The 19,683-nt window shown below is 72.7% G+C and carries 11 protein-coding genes and 1 pseudogene; 9 read left to right on the top strand and 3 right to left on the bottom strand.

The window, feature by feature from the left end; all coding sequences use genetic code 11:
* The first annotated feature begins 13 nt into the window (after positions 1–13).
* The 9 genes and pseudogenes from OHU89_RS37265 (at position 14) to OHU89_RS37305 (ending at position 14,712) form a co-directional block, all read left to right on the top strand.
* Positions 14–1,777, top strand: a complete 1,764-nt coding sequence (locus OHU89_RS37265; RefSeq protein WP_405649344.1) for a glycoside hydrolase family 35 protein — start codon at positions 14–16, stop codon at positions 1,775–1,777.
* Positions 1,777–4,104: a beta-galactosidase gene (locus tag OHU89_RS37270; protein ID WP_405649345.1), complete on the top strand. Its 2,328-nt coding sequence runs from the start codon at positions 1,777–1,779 to the stop codon at positions 4,102–4,104. The genes OHU89_RS37265 and OHU89_RS37270 overlap by 1 nt, the downstream gene beginning before the upstream one ends.
* Positions 4,105–4,256: 152 nt before the next feature.
* Entirely contained in the window at positions 4,257–5,324 is a 1,068-nt protein-coding gene (locus OHU89_RS37275) for a LacI family DNA-binding transcriptional regulator (RefSeq protein ID WP_405649346.1), read from the top strand.
* Between the two features lie 138 nt (positions 5,325–5,462).
* Positions 5,463–6,693 (top strand): annotated as a pseudogene (locus OHU89_RS37280) (MFS transporter).
* A gap of 53 nt (positions 6,694–6,746) precedes the next feature.
* Complete coding sequence (locus OHU89_RS37285) at positions 6,747–8,315, top strand: ABC transporter substrate-binding protein (RefSeq protein WP_405649347.1); 1,569 nt, start codon at positions 6,747–6,749, stop codon at positions 8,313–8,315.
* Positions 8,312–9,265: an ABC transporter permease gene (locus tag OHU89_RS37290; RefSeq protein ID WP_405649348.1), complete on the top strand. Its 954-nt coding sequence runs from the start codon at positions 8,312–8,314 to the stop codon at positions 9,263–9,265. The genes OHU89_RS37285 and OHU89_RS37290 overlap by 4 nt, the downstream gene beginning before the upstream one ends.
* Positions 9,262–10,053, top strand: a complete 792-nt coding sequence (locus tag OHU89_RS37295; RefSeq protein ID WP_405649349.1) for an ABC transporter permease — start codon at positions 9,262–9,264, stop codon at positions 10,051–10,053. The genes OHU89_RS37290 and OHU89_RS37295 overlap by 4 nt, the downstream gene beginning before the upstream one ends.
* Entirely contained in the window at positions 10,050–11,582 is a 1,533-nt protein-coding gene (locus tag OHU89_RS37300) for an ABC transporter ATP-binding protein (protein ID WP_405649350.1), read from the top strand. The genes OHU89_RS37295 and OHU89_RS37300 overlap by 4 nt, the downstream gene beginning before the upstream one ends.
* A 172-nt stretch (positions 11,583–11,754) precedes the next feature.
* Positions 11,755–14,712: a SpoIIE family protein phosphatase gene (locus tag OHU89_RS37305; protein WP_405649351.1), complete on the top strand. Its 2,958-nt coding sequence runs from the start codon at positions 11,755–11,757 to the stop codon at positions 14,710–14,712.
* A 9-nt stretch (positions 14,713–14,721) separates the two neighbouring features.
* Here OHU89_RS37305 and OHU89_RS37310 read toward each other — a convergent pair whose 3' ends face one another.
* From OHU89_RS37310 to OHU89_RS37320, 3 genes are all read right to left on the bottom strand, one after another.
* On the bottom strand, positions 14,722–17,235 hold the full coding sequence (locus OHU89_RS37310; RefSeq protein ID WP_405649352.1) for a SpoIIE family protein phosphatase: 2,514 nt from the start codon (positions 17,233–17,235) through the stop codon (positions 14,722–14,724).
* Between the two features lie 224 nt (positions 17,236–17,459).
* The gene (locus OHU89_RS37315; protein ID WP_405649353.1) at positions 17,460–18,917 is read right to left on the bottom strand and encodes a sensor histidine kinase; all 1,458 of its coding nucleotides are present in this window, start codon (positions 18,915–18,917) and stop codon (positions 17,460–17,462) included.
* Positions 18,914–19,603 (bottom strand): response regulator transcription factor, encoded by a 690-nt coding sequence (locus tag OHU89_RS37320; RefSeq protein ID WP_307024620.1) that lies wholly within the window; start codon positions 19,601–19,603, stop codon positions 18,914–18,916. Before OHU89_RS37320 ends, OHU89_RS37315 begins: the two co-directional genes overlap by 4 nt.
* Between the last annotated feature and the right edge of the window lie 80 nt (positions 19,604–19,683).

The following is a 19,683-nucleotide window of genomic DNA, read 5'->3' on the forward strand; positions in this document are numbered from 1 at the left end:
GGGGAACACCCGCATGCCCGCACTGACGACGACGTCCGACGGTTTCCAGCTCCACGGCAAGCCGTTCCGCATCCTCTCCGGCGCCATGCACTACTTCCGCGTCCACCCCGACCAGTGGGCCGACCGGCTGCGCAAGGCCCGACTGATGGGCCTCAACACCGTCGAGACCTATGTGCCGTGGAACTTTCACCAGCCCGATCCGGAGGGCGAGCTGGACCTGGACGGATTCCTCGACCTGCCCCGCTATCTGAGCCTCGCCAAGGACGAAGGGCTGCACGTCCTGCTCCGGCCCGGCCCGTTCATCTGCGCCGAGTGGGACGGCGGCGGTCTGCCCGGCTGGCTCACCTCGGACCCGGACATCCGGCTGCGCAGCTCCGACCCCCGCTTCACCGGCGCCGTCGACCGCTACCTCGACCTGCTGCTGCCCCCGCTGCTGCCCCACATGGCCGAGGCGGGCGGTCCCGTCATCGCCGTCCAGGTGGAGAACGAGTACGGCGCCTACGGCGACGACAGCGCCTATCTGAAACACCTCGAACAGGCCTTCCGGAACAGGGGTGTAGAGGAGTTCCTCTTCACCTGCGACCAGGCCGACCCCGAGCACCTGGCCGCCGGCAGCCTCCCCGGGGTCCTGGCCGCCGGCACCTTCGGCGGCCGGGTCGACGCCGCACTGGACCAGTACCGTGCGCACCGGCCCGAGGACCCGCTGATGTGCGCGGAGTTCTGGATCGGCTGGTTCGACCACTGGGGCGGCCCGCACCACACCCGGGACGCGGCCGACGCCGCCGCAGACCTGGACCGGCTGCTCTCGGCGGGCGCCTCCGTCAACATCTACATGTTCCACGGCGGCACCAACTTCGGTTTCAGCAACGGCGCCAACCACAAGCACGCCTACGAACCCACCGTCACCTCCTACGACTACGACGCCCCGCTCACCGAGTCCGGCGACCCCGGCCCCAAGTACCACGCCTTCCGCGAGGTCATCGCCCGCCACGCACCCGTCCCCGACGAACCGGTCCCGGCCCCGGGCCCCAAACTCCCTTCGGACACCGTCGAGTTGACCCATCGCGCCGCACTGCTCCCGCACGCCGGCACCCTCGCCGACCCGCTGCGCACCGAAGACCCCGCGATGATGGACGAGTTGGGCCTCAGCTCCGGATACGCGCTCTACCGGACCACCGTCCCCACGGCCGGCCAGGGCCTGCTGCACTTCGCGGGCGGCGTCGGCGACCGCGCTCAGGTCTTCCTGGACGGCGCCCCCGTCGGCGTACTCGAACGCCGCCACCACGACGAGGCCCTGCCCGTCCTCGTGCCCCGCCCCGGCGCCACGCTGGACGTGCTCGTGGAGAACATGGGCGGCGTCAACTACGGCCCCCGCATCGGCGCCCCCAAGGGCCTGCTCGGTCCGGTCTCCTTCAACGGCACCGTCCTGCGCGCCTGGGACAACCACCCACTGCCCCTGACCGACCTCACGGCCGTGCCCTTCACCCCGTCGGACGCCACCACGGACGCCGTACCCGCCTTCCACCGCGGCACCTTCAAGGTGGCGGAACCGGCCGACGCCTTCCTCGCCCTGCCCGGCTGGACCAAGGGCCAGGCCTGGGTCAACGGCTTCCACCTCGGCCGCTACTGGAACCGCGGCCCCCAGCACACCCTGTACGTGCCCGCCCCGGTCCTGCGCCCCGGCACCAACGAACTGGTCCTGTTCGAACTGCACGCCACCACCGGCACGACCGCCCATCTCACCGACACCCCCGACCTCGGCCCGGAGAATTTCTGATGCCGCACCGCCTGCGCGTTCCCGCGCCCTCCGGGCCCCCGCTCACCGGGCATCTCCCCTTCGCCGACGCGCCGGGCGTGCCCGACCCCATCGAGGTCACCAGCCGCTACCTCACCCGCGGCGGGCGTCCCTGGTTCCCGGTCTCCGGAGAGTTCCACTACACCCGCTACCCGGCCGGGGAGTGGGAGGAGGAACTCCTCAAGATGAAGGCCGGCGGTGTCACCGTCGTCGCCAGCTACGTCATCTGGATCCACCACGAGGAGACCGAGGGCCGCGTCCGCTTCGACGGCGACCGCGACCTGCGCCGCTTCGCCGAACTCTGCGCCCGCCACGGCCTGGACTTCATCCCCCGTATCGGCCCCTGGGTGCACGCCGAGGTCCGCAACGGCGGCCTGCCGGACTGGGTGTCGGCCCGCGACTGCGTGCCGCGTACCGACGACCCGGTCTATCTGGAGGCGGTGGGCGCTTGGTTCGAGGCCGTCGCCGAGCAGCTGCGGGGTCTCGACCGGGCGAACGGCGGCCCGATCGTCGCCGTCCAGATCGAGAACGAGCTCTACGACCAGCCCGGCCACCTGCTCACCCTCAAGCGCATGGCCCAGAAGGCCGGCCTGAGCGCCCCGCTGTGGACGTCGACCGCCTGGGGCGGTGTCCAGCTCCCGCCCGACGAACTGCTCCCGCTGTACGGCGGCTACACCGAGACCTTCTGGACCGAGGCCGACGGCGGCTGGCCCGACACCTGCCGCAAGCACTTCTTCTTCACCCACCAGCGCGACGACGAGGGCATCGGCTCCGACCTGCGCCCGGTGCACGTCCGCGGCAGCGCCCCGGACGCCAGTGCGGACCGATTCCCCTGGGCCACCTGCGAGTTGGGCGGCGGCATGGCCGTCTCCTATCATCGGCGCCCGCGCGTGGACGCCGCCGACATCGCCGCGCTCGGGCTCACCAAGATCGGGTGCGGCTCGGCGTGGCAGGGGTACTACATGTTCCACGGCGGCACGAATCCCGCGGGCGAACTGACCTCGCTCCAGGAGTCCCACGCCACCGGCTACCCGAACGACCTGCCCGTCCTGACGTACGACTTCCAGGCACCGCTCGGCGAATACGGGCAGTACCGGGCCACGTACGACGAACTCCGGCTCCAGCACCTGCTGTTGGCCGACTTCGGGCATCTGATCGCGCCGATGGAGTCGGTGCTGCCCTCGGCACGGCCGCGGGGGCAGGACGACCGGGACACATTGCGCTGGGCCGTGCGCGGTGACGGCGGTTCGGGATTCCTGTTCGTCAACAACCACCAGCCCCACGGACCGTTGCCGGATCATCCGGGAACGTCCTTCACGGTGGAGTTCCCCGAGGGCGGCTCGGTGAGCCTCCCGAGCGCTCCCGTGACCGTCCCGTCGGGGGCCACCTTCTGCTGGCCGCTGCGGCTCGACGTGGCCGGGCTGCGGGTGGAGTGGGCGACGGCGCAGCCGGTGTGCACGGTCCAGGACGGCGGTCGTACCGTGCTGGTGCTCGCCGCGGTGGCGGGGATCGCGCCCGAACTCGCTCTGGACGAGGGCACGGTGGGCTCACTGAGCACACCGTCCGCGGAGGTCACGCACACCGGCGGCCGGGTACTGGTCACCGGTCTGCGGCCCGGTACCGACGCCCTGGTCGAGGTGGAGACGGCGACGGGCGGCCGCGTCGGGCTGCTGGTGCTGGACGCGGCCACGGCACGGACCGCCTACCGGGGGGAGATGTGGGGTGCCGAGCGGCTGGTGCTGGCCGACGCCGGTGTGGTCTTCGACCGGGGTGAGGTACGGCTGCACAGCGCCGTGGAGCGGCCCTCGTACGCCGTGTTCCCCGCGCCGCCCGTCCGGGAGGGGGCGCCGGACGGGGTGTTCACCCGGTACACCTTGCCGGCGGACGGTGCCGGCGCGGGTGAAGCGTCGGTCACGCTCCTCAGGCCCGCCGGTCCCGCGCCCGAGCCCGCCATGGGGGTGCAGGGGCGGGCCAGTGCGCCGGCCGACAAGTACTTCGACACGGCAGCCGCCGAGTACCGGGTCGACCTGCCGAAGGAGGTGCCGCCGGGGACGCTGCTGCGTATCCATTGGGCCGGGGACGTGGGGCGCGCCTACGTGGGGGACACCCTTGTCGCCGACCAGTTCTTCTCGGGGCGGGTGTGGGACATCGGGCTGGACCGGATCCCGGCGGGGCCGCTGCGCCTGCGGGTGCTTCCCGGATTCGAGGGCGCCGACGTGTACGTTCCGCCGGAGGCCGGGGACGGCTGGGGGAGGGCGGACATCGAGCGGGTGGAGCTGGTGACTGTTCGCCGTAGGGCTGTGGGGTGACGTGTCGGCTGCGGGTGCGTGGGGGCTGGTCGCGCCCACGCGGCGGAGCCGCAAATTGACACAGCCCCGCGCCCCTGGGGGCGTCGGGCTGGGCCTGCGACCTATGCTGGGGCCCACCCAGCCCCCGAAGAGATGCTGAGGAAGCACCCGCGATGAACCCTCGCGCCGCCGACGCTCCCGCCCCCAAAGGGCGCAGTCGACGCAACTTCGCGGGTGCGCGGCCGGTCATGGACGACGTGGCGCGGCTGGCCGGGGTGTCCAAGCAGACCGTTTCGCGGGTGCTGAACGACAACCCGGCCGTCCGGCCCGAGACGCGTGAGGCCGTGCAGGCCGCCATGCGGAGTCTCGGGTACCGGCCCAGTCGCAGTGCGCGGTCGTTGGCCAGCGGACGGACGCGGATGCTCGGGGTCATCTCCTTCGACGCCGCCCGCTACGGGCCCGCCAGCACTCTGACCGCCATCAACACCGCCGCCCAGAAGGCCGGTTACCTGCTGAGTTCCATGGCCCTGGACGACACGGCCGATCACGCCACGGTCGCCGAGGCCGTGGACCGGCTGTCGGCCGAGGGGGCGGACGGCGTCATCGCCATCGCGCCGCAGCACCGGGTGGGGCAGGCGCTGGCCGACACCCACCTCGACACCCCGCTGGTGGTCCTGGAGAACGAGATCAGGGGCGGCACGCCGCTGGCTTCCGCCGACTCCCGCAACGGCGCCCGCAAGGCCGTCGAGCACCTGCTGTGCCTCGGACACCCCACCGTGTGGCACATCGCCGGGCCCACCGGCTGGACCTCCGCCGACGAGCGCCTCATCAGCTGGCGGGACACCCTGAGGGCGGCGGGCGCCGGGGTGCCCGAGCTGCTCATCGGCGACTGGAGCGCGGACTCCGGGTACGAACTCGGCCGGCGGCTGGCCCGGCGCCCGGACGTCACCGCCGTGTTCGCCTCCAACGACCAGATGGCCCTCGGTCTGCTGCACGCCCTCCACGAGGCGGGGCGCCGGGTCCCCGAGGACGTGAGTGTCGTCGGGTACGACGACATCCCCGAGGCGGCCCATCTGCTGCCGCCGCTCACCACCGTACGCACCGACTTCGCAGCGATCGGCAGGCGTTCGCTGCGGCTCCTGCTGGACCGGATCGACGGGCGGACCGAGGAGCGGGTCGAGCCGCTGATCCCCGTCGAGGTCATCGTCCGCCAAAGCTGCGGTCGGCCGCCGCGGGGCTGACAGCCCGCCTCCACCTCGTCTCTCCCTCCTTCTCGTCTCTCCTTCCTTGTGCGTGGTCATTTTGTGACTGGTATATGAAAATGATTATCGATAGCGTGTGTCGCGTCGAGCCGGTGGTCATCGAGGGGGCGGGACCGATTGAAGACGTGGCATGAGGTGCGGAGTCTTCCGTTCGCGGTGCGGCTCCTGCTGGTCAACCAGCTCGGTGTCAACACCGGCTTCTACCTCCTCGTCCCCTACCTCGCCACCCATCTCGGCGAGAACCTGGGCATGTCGGCGGCCGTCGTCGGCGTCGTCCTCGGGGTGCGCAACCTCAGCCAGCAGGGCTTGTTCCTCATCGGCGGCTCGGCCTCCGACCGGCTCGGCGCACGCGGCGTGATCATCGCCGGCTGCGCCCTGCGGGCGGTCGGGTTCGCGCTGTTCGCGCTCGGCGACGGGCTGGCGGTGCTGCTCGCGGCGTCCGTGCTCAGCGGGGTCGCGGGGGCGCTGTTCAACCCGGCGGTGCGGGCGTATCTCGCGCACGAGGCAGGGGAACGGAAGGCGGAGACGTTCGCGCTGTTCAACGTCTTCGCGACCACCGGTGCGCTGATCGGTCCGCTGCTGGGCAGCGCGCTGCTGCTGGTCGGCTTCCGTGCGTCCGCGCTCACCGCCGCCGGCATCTTCGCGGTGCTCACCGTGGCGCAGGCCGCCGTCCTGCCCGCGCGGAAGGTCGAACCGGCGGGCGGCAGCGTACTCGCGGACTGGCGTGAAGTCGTCGGCAACCGGGCCTTCCTGGCCTTCGCCTTCGCCATGGTCGGCATGTTCACCCTGGAGAACCAGCTCTATCTGCTGCTGCCCGCCGGGGCGCGTGCGGCGACCGGCTGGGACGGCGCGGCGGGCCTCGTCTTCCTCGTCGGCACACTGGCCAGTCTCGCACTGCAACTGCGGATCACGCGGGCCCTCAAGTCCCGTGGCTACAGGGGGCGTTGGATCGCGACCGGGCTCGCCGTGACGGGGCTGGCATTCCTGCCGCAGGCCGTCATGCCGGGTGCCGGGTGCCGGGTCCGTCCTGGCCGGCGCGCTGCTGCTCTCCCTCGGGCTCATGATCGCCTCCCCGTTCGTGATGGAGCTGATCCCCCGCTTCGGCCGACCCGAGCTGACCGGTACGTACTTCGGGATCTTCTACGTCGTCTCGGGCGTCGCCGCCGCCCTCGGCAACACCGCCGTCGGCTGGGCCATGGACGCCGGGGAGCGCGGCGGCCACGCCTGGCTGCCGTGGGCGTGCTGTGCCCTGCTCGGACTGACCTCGGCGGGCGGACTGGCGTGGCTGAACCGGAGCGGGACACTGCCGGCCCCCGCGGCGCCCGAGCGGGAGAAGAGCAACGCGTGACCGGCCGCTTCCTCCTCAACACCATTCGCCGACCCCACATCTGAAGGACAGTCATGTACGACGAACGTTTTCCCGGCCTGCGCCGACGCGGCTTCCTCGCCGCCACCTCGAGCGCCGCCGCCCTCGCCCTTGTGGGCTGCGGAAGCGGCGCCGACGACAAGGCGGACAGCGGCAGCGGAGGCACGCCCAGACGCGGCGGACGACTGCGCGCCGCGTTCGCCGGCGGGGGTGCGAGCGAGACCCTCGACCCGCACCTGGCCAACCTGTTCGCCGACGTCGCCCGCGCCAAGGCCCTCTACGACAAGCTCGCCGACTACGGCGCCGACCTCTCCGCCCAACCCCGCCTCGCCACCGAGTGGGAGTCCAACAAGACCCTGGACCGCTGGCAGGTCACCCTCCGCGAGGCCACCTTCCACGACGGCAGCCCGGTCACCGCCAAGGACGTCCTCCACAGCTACCGCCGCATAGCCGACCCGAAGCAGACCTTCCGCGCCAAGGCGTCCCTGGAACCCATCGACCTCGACGCGAGCCGCGCCACGTCGGAGCGCGGCATCGAGTTCGTGCTCAAGCGGCCCACCGCCGAATTCCCCAACATCCTGGCCGCGTTCGGCGCGTACATCGTCCCCGAGAACGCCACCGACTTCGACACGAAGCCGGTCGGCTCCGGCCCCTTCCGCTTCGTCTCCTTCGCCCCGGGCCGCTCCGCCGTCCTCCGCCGCTACGACGGCTACTGGGAGGGCGCCCCGCATCTCGACGAGCTCGAGTTCGTCGTCGCCAACGAGGAGTCCGCCCGCGTCAACGCCCTGCTCGGCGGCCAGGTCGAGTACGCCCACGAGCTCAACCCCACCACCGCCCGCGCCCACGAGGGCAAGGGCCAGATCGAGATCGTGCGGCTGCGCAACAGCGCCATGCAGGCGTTCTGCATGAAGACCGACCGGGCCCCCTTCGACGACAAGCGGGTGCGCGAGGCGTTCTTCCTCATCGCCGACCGCAAGGAACTCGTCGACGGCGCACTGTCCGGGGCGGGCGTGGTCGGCAACGACCTGTTCGGCAAGGGCTACGAGTACTACGCCGCCGATCTGCCCCAGCGCGAGCAGGACCTCGACAAGGCCCGCGCCCTGCTGAAGAAGGCCGGCGCCGAGAAGCTCAAGGTCAGCCTCGACACCTCGGCCGTCGCCGCCGGGTTCACCGAGGCCGCCAGCATCTTCCGCGACCAGGCCGCCAAGGCGGGCGTCACCGTCGACGTGAAGATGGGCAGCAAGGACTCCTACTGGAGCGACATCCTCGACTCCGGCACCCTGTCCTGCTACCGCTCCGGCGCGATGCCCATCGAGGCCCACATCTCACAGCGGCTGCTCACGGACTCCACCACCAACGCCACCAAGTGGCGGCACAAGGACTTCGACGCGCTGTACGAGCGGGCGCAGTCCACCCGCGACAAGGCCGAACGGGCCGCCGTCTACGAGCGGATGCAGCGCCGGTTGTACACCGAGGGCGGCTTCCTCATCTGGGGGTTCGCCGACTGGATCATCGGAACGGGCCGCACGGTGAAGGGAGTGGAGACCAAGGCGCCCGCCAACACCCTCGACTGGGCGCGCTTCGACAAGGTGTGGCTCGCGTGACGGGACTCCGTTCCTTCGTCGCCCGGCGGCTCCTCCTCGGCGTGGCACAGACCGTGGCCGTCGTGCTGCTGGTCTTCGCGCTCACCGAGGCGCTGCCGGGCGACGCGGCGGTGGCCCTCGCGGGCGACCAGCCCGACCCGGCGCGCATCGCCGCCATCCGCGAGGCGATGGACCTGGACCGGCCGGCGTACGAACGTCTGGCGGACTGGGCGACGGGCCTGCTGCACGGCGACTTCGGCGTCTCCCTGGCCTCCGGCCGCCCGGTCACGCAGTACATCGGCGACGGCTTCGGCCCGACCCTGCTGCTGGCCGCGCTCACGCTCGCCCTCCTCGTCCCGGTCGGCTTCGGCCTCGGCGTCCTCGCCGCCCGCCACGAGGGACGGCTCGTCGACCGGCTGGTCAGCTCGGTGACCCTCGCGGTGTACGCCGTCCCCGAGTTCGCCCTCGGGGTCCTGCTGGTGACGGTCCTCGCACTGAAGCTCGCCTGGCTGCCGCCGACCGCGCTGGGCTACGGCACCGACCTGCTCGCCCATCCGGCCGCGTTGGTCCTCCCGGTCCTCGTCCTCCTCGCCCGCCCAGTGTGCTCCCTGTCCCGCCTGGTGCGGGCCGGCATGGTCGACGCCCTCGCCTCCCCCTACGCCGCCCATGCCCGCCGCTACGGCGTCTCCGGCGCCCGCGTCCGCTATCTCCACGCCCTGCCCAACGCCTCGGCCCCGGCGGTCCAGCAACTCGCCCGTACCGTCGACTGGTTGCTGTGCGGGGTGATCGTGGTCGAGGCGCTCTTCGTGATCCCCGGACTCGGGACGGTCCTGCTGAACGCCGTCGCCGAGCGCGATGTGCCGGTCGTGCAAGGGCTGGCGGTGGTGTTCGGGGTGCTGACGGTCGTACTCAACCTGGGGGCCGATCTGGTGGCCCATCGGCTCACCCCGAGAGCGGCGGTGGCGGCGTGAGACGCGGTCGCTTCGCACTGGGCCTGGCGATCCTCGCCGTACCCCTCGTACTCGCCCTGCTCGGCCCCCTCTTCGTCGGCGACCCCGGCCCCCGCGCCCCCTCCTTCACCCTCGGCGACGGCCACTGGCTCGGCACCGACTTCGTGGGACGGGACGTGTGGCAGCAGGTGCTGCACGGCGGACGTACGGTCGTCGTCACCGCTCTCGCCGCGACCGCACTCGCCTACCTGGTCGCCGTACCCGTCGGACTCGTCAGCGCGCTCACCCACCTCCGCCGGCTGGAGGAGCTGCTCATGCGGCCGCTGGACGTGCTGCTCGCCGTACCGTCACTGCTGCTGATCCTGCTCGTGGCCTCGGTGTTCTCGCCCGGTGCCGTCGGACTCGCGCTGCTCGTCGCGCTCGTCAACGTGCCCGACGCGGCGCGGATCGTGCGGGCCGCGGCGGGGGAGGCGGCGGCGCGGCCCGAGGTCGAGGCGCTGCGGATGCAGGGGGAGACGTGGTGGCGCATCGCCGTCGGGTACGTCGGCCGCTCCGCCCTGCGCACCCTCGCCGCCGACGCCGGGATCCGGCTGACCGGCGTGCTCTACCTGGTGTCCACGGCCGCGTTCCTCGGCGTCGGCGTCGCGCCGGACGCCGCCGACTGGGCGGTCATGGTCGACCGCAACCGCACCGGCCTGTTCGTGCAGCCGTGGGCCGTCGTCGTGCCCGCGCTGCTGATCGTGGCCCTGACGACAGGCGTCAACCTGCTCTTCGACGCCGCGCTGGAGAAGAAGGGCAGGCGTTCGTGAGCGACATCGTCGCCGAGATCCGTGAGCTGCGCGTCGAGATCGACGGCCGCGCCATCGTCGACGGGGTCAACCTGCGGGTGCGGCCCGGCAAGGTCACCGCACTCGTCGGCGCCTCCGGCAGCGGCAAGACCACGACCGGGCTGGCGCTGCTGGGGGAGTATCCGGCCGGAGCACGCGTCTCGGGCGACGTACGGCTGACCGCGGACGGCCCGGTGGGATACGTGCCGCAGCATCCCGCGGCCGTCCTCAACCCCGCCCGCCGCGTCGGCGCGCTGCTGTACGACATCGCCCGCGCCCAGGTCCGGCACCTGCCCCGGGCCGAACGCCGCGCGGCGGCCCGCGAGCGCGTCCTGCGGGCGCTGTCCGACGCCCAGCTCCCGGACGCGGGAGCCCTCTTGCGGCGGCATCCGCATCAGCTCTCCGGCGGTCAGCAGCAGCGTGTCGTCCTCGCCCAGGCCCTGCTCCTGGGCGCCCGGGTCGTCGTCGCCGACGAGCCCACCACCGGGCAGGACGCCCTCACCAAGAGCCGTGTCGTCGAGCAGCTCGCGGCGGTGGCCGCGCGCGGTATCGCGGTCGTGCTGCTCAGCCATGACCTCGACGTCGTGCGCGCCCTCGCCGACGAGGTCCTCGTCATGCGGGAAGGCCGGGTCGTGGAGTCGGGGCCCGTCGAGCGACTGTGGCGCGCTCCCCGGCACGCGTGGACGCGGCGGCTCCTCGACGAGCGGCGGGTCCCCGTCCGGGACGCCGTGGACGGGCGGCCCGTCCTGGAGGTCCGGGACCTCGCCGCCGTACACGGCACCACCACGGTGCTGCGCGCCCCGCGGCTCACGCTGCGCGCGGGCGAGTGCCTTGCCGTCGTGGGCCGTTCCGGCAGCGGCAAGACCACCCTCGCGCGCTGTCTGGCGGGCCTCCACCGTGACTTCGCGGGGGAGGTCCTGCTCGACGGTTCGGCCCTGCCGCGCAGTCTGCGCCGCCGCGGCCGGGGGCAGTTGGCGGCCGTGCAGTACGTCTTCCAGGACGCCCGTGCCGCCTTCGACGAGCACCGGCCCGTGCTGGACCAGGTCGCCCGCACCGCCGTCCGGCTGCGGGGCAGCGGCGAGCGGGAGGCGCGGGAGGAGGCCCTTCGGGCTCTCGTGGACCTCGGGCTCCCGGAGGGGCTCGCGCCCCGGCGCCCCGGCGAGCTCTCCGGAGGCGAACTCCAGCGCGCGGCCCTGGCGCGCGCTCTTCTCGCCCGGCCCCGGGTGCTGATCTGCGACGAGATCACCTCCGGGCTCGACACGGTCAGCCGCCGTGCCCTTCTGGACCTCCTCGTGGGCCTCGTCCGGGACGGTGGTGGTGACGACCTCGCCCTCGTCCTCATCACCCATGACCTGGACACCGCGCGCCTCGCCGACCGCATCGCCGTCCTGGACGCGGGGGCGCTCGTCGAACAGGGCTCGGCCCGGCGGGTCCTGGCCGAGCCGCGGCACCCGTTCACCGTCGATCTCATGGAGGCGACGACCCGATTGGGGGTCGAGTCCCGCCTCTGATCGAACGCGAAGGAGCGCGGTCGAACATGTGGATGAAAGGTGCCTCCGGGGCACTTCGGGACTTTGTTGTGATCGGTATCACAAAGGGTCTAGGGTGACAAACGACTGGGAGGACTCCGCCGGGGGCGAGCCGAACGGCGGCGCGCCACCGGGCCCGTCTCCGGGTAGGGAAGTGATCCTGTTGTCCGTCGCCTGGGACGACATCGGCGGGCTCGTCGATGCCCACGAACGATTTCTGGCCGGCGTCCCAGTGGACGCGGACGTCCGGGGTTCCGTGCTCGACTCCTGGAAGCGGTGCAGGTCCGTAGGGCTGGAACCGGACCGCCTCCAAGTCCCCTACGCGCCGGACCTCACCCTGGACGACCCGTTCCTGCACGCGGCCGAGCCGGTCCTGAAGAACCTCGCCGCCTCGCTCTCCGAGGCCGGCATGACCATCGCGCTGTGCGACGGAGAGGGCCGCATGGTCCAGCGGCTCGGCGGCGGACGACAGCTGTGCGACCGCCTCGACGAGGTGAACTTCGCCCCCGGCTACGACGCCTCCGAACGGTTCGTGGGCACCAATGGCGTCGGCACCGCGCTCGCCGAACGCAACCCCGTCTACGTCGTCGGCCGTGAGCACTTCGCCGACTGTCTCCAGCCCTTCGCCTGCGCCGGCGCGCCCGTCCGCAACCCGCTCAGCGGACGCATCGAGGCCGTCCTCGACCTCACCTGTCTGCGCGACGAGGGCGACCCCGCCATGCTGCGGCTGGTCCGTGAGGCCGCCCAAGCCATCGAGGGGCGGATGCTGGAGGTGGCCACGGAACGCGAGCGGGCGGTTCTCGCCGCGTACCGGCGGGCCACCGCCCGGGCGTCGACACAGTGGCGGCAGCCGGGGCGACCGGACGGGGACGAACTCGGCCCCGTCGACCGGGCCGTGCTGCGCGAGAAGGCCGAGGAACTCCTCGCCTCCCCGCACCGCACCCTCGACGAGGTGACCCTCTCCGGCGGCCGCACCGCCACCCTGCTGCGCCGTCAGGTCCGGGGCGCGGCGGGCGAGACGGGCGTCGTCGTCGAGGCCCGCATCGTCGGCAGCCCGCACGTGCGCCAGGTCTGCCTCAGCGCACCGGCCGCTCCGGTCACCCCGACCCGGGCCCTCCCGCAACCGACCGTCCCACCCGGGCCGGCGCCGGCCCCCTCCCCGGCACCGGCCCGACCCGCAGCGAGATCCGCCGGGCTGCGGACGGTCGTACCGACACCTGCCGAAGTGGAGAGGGGCGCGCAGGGTGAGACCGGGGCGCCCGCCGCGACGGACTCGGCTGTCGGAGTGGATACAGCCGTGGGCGTCGCTGCCCGGACGCCGGTCCGGCCCGGGACGTCCGTCGCCACCGAGCGCGGCAGCGACGCCTCCGGCATGGGTGCCGCAGGTATCGACGTCCGGCTCCTTCTCCTCGGTGAGCCCGGTGTCGGACGGCTGGCCCTGCTCGCGCGCCGGCGGCTGGAGTTCCTGCACGACGCGGGCGTGCGGATCGGCACCACTCTCGACGTCACCCGCACCGCGGAGGAACTCGCGGAGGTGACCGTCCCCCGGTTCGCCGACTTCGTCGCCGTGGACCTGCCGGACGGGGTGCTGCACGGTGAGGAGCCGGGGCCGCTGGGCGCGGACACCCCGCTGCGGCGGGTCGCCCTGGGCGCCGTACATGAGGAATCGCATCTGCACCCGGTCGGTGACCTCGTGCGGTACGCCCCGTCCGCTCCGCAGGCCCGCGGTCTGGAGGCCCGGCAGTCGATGCTCGAACCCGTGCTCGCCGCCGCCGATGGCTGGCTCGCCCACGACCCGGCCAGGGGCGAGCGGATCCTCGCGGCCGGCATCCACTCCCTGGTCACGGTGCCGCTGCGGGCCCGCGGGGAGACCCTCGGCCTGGTCAGCTTCTACCGCGCCGAGAAGACCGCCCCCTTCGAGGACGACGACCTCTCCCTCGCCCAGGAACTGGCCGGCCGCGCGGCGATCTGCATCGACAACGCCCGCCGCTACACCCGCGAGCACAACACCGCGCTCGCCCTCCAGCGCAGCCTGCTGCCGCGGGGCCGGTCCGAGCAGAGCGCCGTCGAGGTCGCCTACCGCTATCTGCCGGCCCAGGCCGGCGTCGGCGGCGACTGGTTCGACGTCATCCCGCTCTCCGGCGCGCGGGTCGCGCTCGTGGTCGGGGACGTCGTGGGCCACGGACTGCACGCGGCCGCCACGATGGGCCGGCTGCGCACCGCCGTCCACAACTTCTGCTCCCTCGACCTGCCGCCCGACGACCTCCTCACCCACCTCGACGACCTCGTCGGCCGCCTCGACCGGGGCGAGGGCTGGGCGGCGGAGAACAGCCCGGACTCCGGGATCGTCGGGGCGACCTGTCTCTACGCCGTCTACGACCCGGTGTCCCGGCGCTGCACTCTGTCCCGCGCCGGGCACCCGCTGCCCGCGGTCGTCGACCCCGACGGCACGGTGACCTTCGTCGACCTGCCGTCCGCGCCGCCGCTCGGGCTCGGCGGGATGCCCTTCGAGACCGTCGAGCTGGAGCTGGCGGAGGGCAGCCAACTGGTGCTCTACACCGACGGGTTGATCGAGGACCGGCACCGGGACATCGACGCCGGGATGCAGCGGCTGGGCGCCGTCCTCGCCCAGGCCGGGCGGCCGCCGGAAGAGACCTGCGAGGCGGTCCTGGACGCGCTGCTGCCGGCCCGGCCGAGCGACGACGTGGCCCTGCTGGTGGCCCGTACGCACGCCCTGGACTCCGACCGGGTCGCCCAGTGGGACGTGCCCAGCGACCCGGCGGCCGTCTCCCGCTTCCGCGCGGCGGTCACCGAACAGCTCGCGGCCTGGGGCCTGGAGGAGCTGTCGTTCACCGTCGAACTCGTCGCCAGCGAACTGGTCACCAACGCCATCCGGCACGCCACCGGCCCGGTCCGGCTCCGGCTGCTCCGCGACCGCGCCCTGATCTGCGAGGTCTCCGACGGCAGCAGCACGTCCCCGCGACTGCGCCGTGCGAAGAACGAGGACGAGGGCGGCCGCGGCCTGTTCCTCGTCGCCCAGCTCACCGAGCGGTGGGGGACGCGGTACACCCCCGAGGGGAAGATCATCTGGACGGAGCTGCCGTTGCCGTGACGGACCCGGTCACGGCCGGTCGAGCTCGAACCAGACGACCTTGCCGGTGCTCAGCCGGGACGCTCCCCAGCGCCGGGCCACCCGGTTCACCAGGTACAGGCCCCGCCCGCCCTCGTCCGTGGCCCGCGCCTGCCCGAGCACCGGGAGCCGGGGCTCGTCGTCGGTGACCTCGCAGCGCAGGACGTGGGTGCGCAGCAGCCGCACGGTGATGGGCCGGGACGCGTACCGCACGGCATTGGTGACGACCTCGCTGACCAGCAGTTCCGCGGAGTCGCTCAGCTCCTCCAGCCCCCAGCGGGACAGCGTGCGCCGGACCAGCCGGCGGGCCCGGCCGGGTGTCGCCTCCGACGGCTCCAGGAACCAGTACGCCACATCACTGGGCGCGATCCCCTCGAAGCGGGCGGCGAGCAGCGCGATGTCGTCGTCCCGGTCGCCCGGTCCGAGCATGTCGAGCACCTCGTCGCACAGCTCCTCCAGCGGCGGCGGACGATCGGGGCCGGTCAACCGCGCGGTCGCGGCAAGCTTCTCGCGCAGCTGCTCGATACCGGTCCACACGTCCCGCAGGCGTGACTCGACGAGCCCGTCCGTGTAGAGGAGCAGGGTGGCGTCGGCCGGTGCGTCCAGCTCCACGGCTTCGAAGGCCACGCCGCCGACCCCGATGGGGGCGCCCGGAGGCACCCGCAGCACCTCGGTGCGGCCGCCCAGGTGCACCAGGATGGGCGGCGGGTGGCCGGCGTTGGCGATGGTGATGCGGTGCGCGACGGGGTCGTAGACGGCGTAGAGGCAGGTCGCCATGCGGTCGGCGCCCAGGCGCTGGGCCTGCTCGTCGAGGTGGTGCAGCACTTCCTGCGGCGGCATGTCGAGACCGGCGAGCGTCTGGGCTGTCGTGCGCAGCTGGCCCATGACCGCGGCGGAGGTCATGGAGTGGCCCATGACATCGCCGACGACCAGCGCCACGCGGCTGCCCGGCAGGGGGATCGCGTCGTACCAGTCGCCGCCGACGCGGGCGGTCTCGGCGGCCGGGAGGTAGCGGGACGCCAGGCGGACGCCGGTCGGGCGGGGCAGGGTCTCGGGGAGCATGGCGCGCTGGAGTTCGTCGGCGATGTAGGCCTCACGGCCGTACAGGGCCGCCTTGTCGATGCCGAGGGCGCTGTGGGTGGCGAGCTGGGCGGCGAGCAGGAGGTCGTCCTGTTCGAAGGCGGGGCGTTCGGGGCTGCGCAGGAAGAGGGCGGCGCCGATGACCCGGCGGCGGCCGCGCAGCGGGGCGAGGATGGCGTGCTGTCCGTCGGGGGTGATCGACTCGCTGCCCTTGCCGAGGAGTTCGGGCAGGGCGGCCTGGGCCGCGGGAGAGTCCGTGAAGACGGGGCGTACGCCTCGCAGCACCTCGGCGAGCGCGCCACCGCCCGGCACGGTGCAGCGCTCGGCGACGAGCTCGTCCAGCGCTGGCGGCTTCGGCCGTGGGTCGTCCACGGACCACAGACCGTCTTCTTCGTGCGGGATCCGGTCGGTCCGGTGCAGTCGCAGGACGAGCGGTTCGACGGGACGTTCGTCGCCGACCGGCAGTGGTTCGCGGAGGTAGACCAGGATCGCGTCCGAGAAGGTCGGCACGCTGGCCCGGCACAGCCCGATCACGATCTCGTCCAGGTCGATGCCGCGCGCGATCCGGCGGGTCGCCGCGCCGGCGAAGCGGAGCCGGTCGCCCTCGCGGCGCATGGGTGTGGGGGTGGTTGTGGAGGTCGGTGACGGTGGGGACGGCTTTTGCGTCCCGGCGGCAGGGAGTGGTGAGGCGGCCGTGGAGGAAGGTGCGGAGGCCGTGGGTGGTGGGTCAGCCGCGGCCGGTGAATCAGCCGTGGAGGGCGCGGAGGCCGTGAGTGGTGGGTCAGCCGAGACGAGGGAGTCAGCCGTGGAAGGTGAGGCGGCCGTCGGGGGTGCGAAGGCCGTGGGTGGTGGGTCAGCCGTGTCGGTCGAGGTGCTCGTGGAGGGTGCGGTGGCCGTCGGGGGTGAGGCTGTCGCCTCGCTCACGCCGAGTGCGACCTGCGCCGAGAGCCGGCCGACCGTCAGGACGTCGTCGGCGTCGAAGGCCTCGCGGTCGGGGCGGCGGAGGAACACGGCGGCGCCGAGCACGCCCCGCGCGTCGGACAGGGGTGCGAGGAGGACGCGATGCCCCTCCGGCAGACCGGGAGCCGGGCCCAGCAGTTCGCGAAGTGCCGGGTCGGTCGCGGGGGAGATCCGGCTCAACGTGTCACCCGCACGCAGGACTTCGGCCAGGACACCGGAGTGCGCCACCGAGGCGAGAGCCGGCACGGGAGCGCCGATCGCGCCGGCCAGGTCCTGTCCGCCTTCCAGGAACCGGCTTGCGGTCAGATGGAGTTGGTCGGGGACCGTTTCCGGCTCGTCCGAGGGGCCGGGGCAGGGCGCGAGGTAGACGAGAACCGCGTCCGCGAAGTGCTCCACGCCCACCGCACAGAGTTCGTGGACGACCTCCGCACGGTCCTCGGCGCGGGCGATGCGACGAACAGCCATGGCAAGCAAACGTTGGGGATCGGACCGCATCGCCTCTCCGCGCAGGTGACCACGGGGGTTGCCTCCCAGGGCACGGACTCCACAGCCCGGCGACTGCCATCCTGGGGGAGCCCGGAAGATCTGTCCAGCCGTTCATGGAGAGCCGGGCCTGCCAACTTGGCTTCCGCAAACGAGACTTGCCCGTCCGGTGACATTTCACCGCCTGCGGGCCCGGCCCTGGCCGTTCAGCCGTCCGCCGTGCCGCCCCGCCCCAGCGGCAGCGCCACCGTGAACACCGTCCGGCCCGGCTCGCTGCTCACCTCCACCGTGCCGCCGTGGGCCCACACCAGGGCGCGGGCCACCGCCAGGCCCAGGCCACTGCCGCCGCGGTCGCGGCTGCGGGCCTTGTCGACGCGGTAGAAGCGGTCGAAGACCTTCTCCTGGTCGGCGGGCGGAATGCCGGGGCCCGCGTCCGTCACACGGACCAGGGCCCGGGCGGAGACGACCTTGACCGCCACCGACACCGGGGTGCCGGCCGGGGTGTGCACGGCCGCGTTGGTGAGGAGGTTGTCCAGGACCTGGCGGAGGCGGTGCGGGTCCAGGCGCAGCACCAATGACTCGGGGCCCTCCGTCAGCGTCAACGGACGGCCCGGGTGCGCGGCGCGGAAGGCGTCGGCCGCGTCGTGGACCAGTTCCACCAGGTCCGTGTCCTTGGGCCGCAGCGGGGTGTCCACCTCGGCGGCGTCGAGACGGGCGAGCATCAGCAGGTCGTCCAGCAGGACACCCATCCGGGCCGCCTCCGCGCGCAGCCTCGCCAGATGCCGGTCCCGCTCCTCGGGCTCGTTCGCGGCGGCGTACTGGAAGAGGTCCGCATAGCCCCGTACGGACATCAAAGGCGTACGGAGTTCGTGCGAGGCGTCCGCGACGAACCGGCGCAGCCGCTGCTCGGCCTCCGCGCGCACCGCGAGCGAGTCGTCGATGTGCTCCAGCATCGTGTTGAACGCGGTGCGCAGCTCCTCGACCTCCGGGCCGCCGCCCTTGCGGTCCGCGCGCAGCGGCAGCCGGGCCTCCGGGTCGGTGAGGTTGTGCGAGGAGATGCCGTGCGCGGTGTGCGCCATGTCGCTCAGCGGCTTCAGGCCCTTGCGCAGCACCTTCCGCCCGAACAGGACCAGCGCCAGCAGCGCGAGACCGAACGTGACGACCTGGATCGTGATCAGCTGCCCCACGGTCTCGTCGATCTCGTCCATGGGCGCCGCGCTGACCAGGACCACACCGGGCTCGACCTCACAGGCCCGCAGCCGGTAGTCGCCCGCGCCCCTGAGGTGCTCGGTGCGCAGCAGCTCGGTACCGGCGGTTGTCTGTGCCTGTGCCAGGGACGTGAAGTCGTCGATGTCCTCCGGCAGGTCGGTGGCGTCCTCGGGGGTACGGAGCTCGGCGGTGCCGTCCTTCACGTCGTACACGGCGTAGTACCAGCGGTAGTACTTCTTGCCCGCCAGCGAGCCGTTGTCCACGATGCTCTTGGACTGGGCGACCTGGGCGATCTGGAGCTGCTCGTTGAGCTGGGCCGACAGATAGTCCCGCATGTACGTGGTCAGCGCGGTGCCCACGACGCCGAACACCAGCAGCGCCAGCACGCCCAGGCCCAGCGCCAGCCGGGTGCCGAGCCGGAGCCTGCGATACGCCTGACGGAACCGCCGGATCACTCCGCCGCCTGCCGGATCACATAGCCGAAGCCCCGGACGGTGTGGATCAGCGGATCACCCGTGTCGTCCAGCTTGCGGCGCAGCCGGCTGACGACCAGCTCGACGACGTTGGAACGGCCGCCGAAGCCGTACTCCCACACATGGTCGAGGATCTGCGCCTTGGTGAGCACGGTCGGTGACTTGCGCATGAGATAGCGCAGCACCTCGTACTCGGTCGGGGTGAGCGTGAGCAGTTTGTCGCCGCGGCGCACCTCGCGGGTGTCCTCGTCCATCGTCAGATCGGCCACGCGCAGCACCGACCGCTGGAAGCCGGGCCCCGCGGAGCGTCGCAGCACGGTCCGCAGCCGGGCCATCAGCTCCTCCACCGCGAACGGCTTCACCAGATAGTCGTCGCCGCCCCGGGTCAGCCCCGCCACCCGGTCGGCGACCGCGTCCCGGGCGGTGAGGAACACCACGGGCACCATCGTGCCCGAGCTGCGCAGCCGCTCCAGGACGCCGAAGCCGTCGATGTCGGGCAGCATGAGATCGAGGACCACGATGTCCGGACGGAACGACGCGGCACGGCTCAGCGCCTCCTCCCCGGAGTTCGCCGTCACCGCGTCCCAGCCCTCGTAACGGGCGACGGTCGCCACGAGGTCGGCGATGGGCGGGTCGTCGTCCACGACGAGGAGGCGTACTTTTTCCACCCGTTCATAGTGCGTCACGCGGGCCCGGACTCCAGAGCCGATGCCGCCTCGCGGCCAGATCGATAACCACTTGAAAGTTG

It is taken from the genome of Streptomyces sp. NBC_00019, from assembly GCF_045041015.1.
GTDB lineage: Bacteria > Actinomycetota > Actinomycetes > Streptomycetales > Streptomycetaceae > Streptomyces.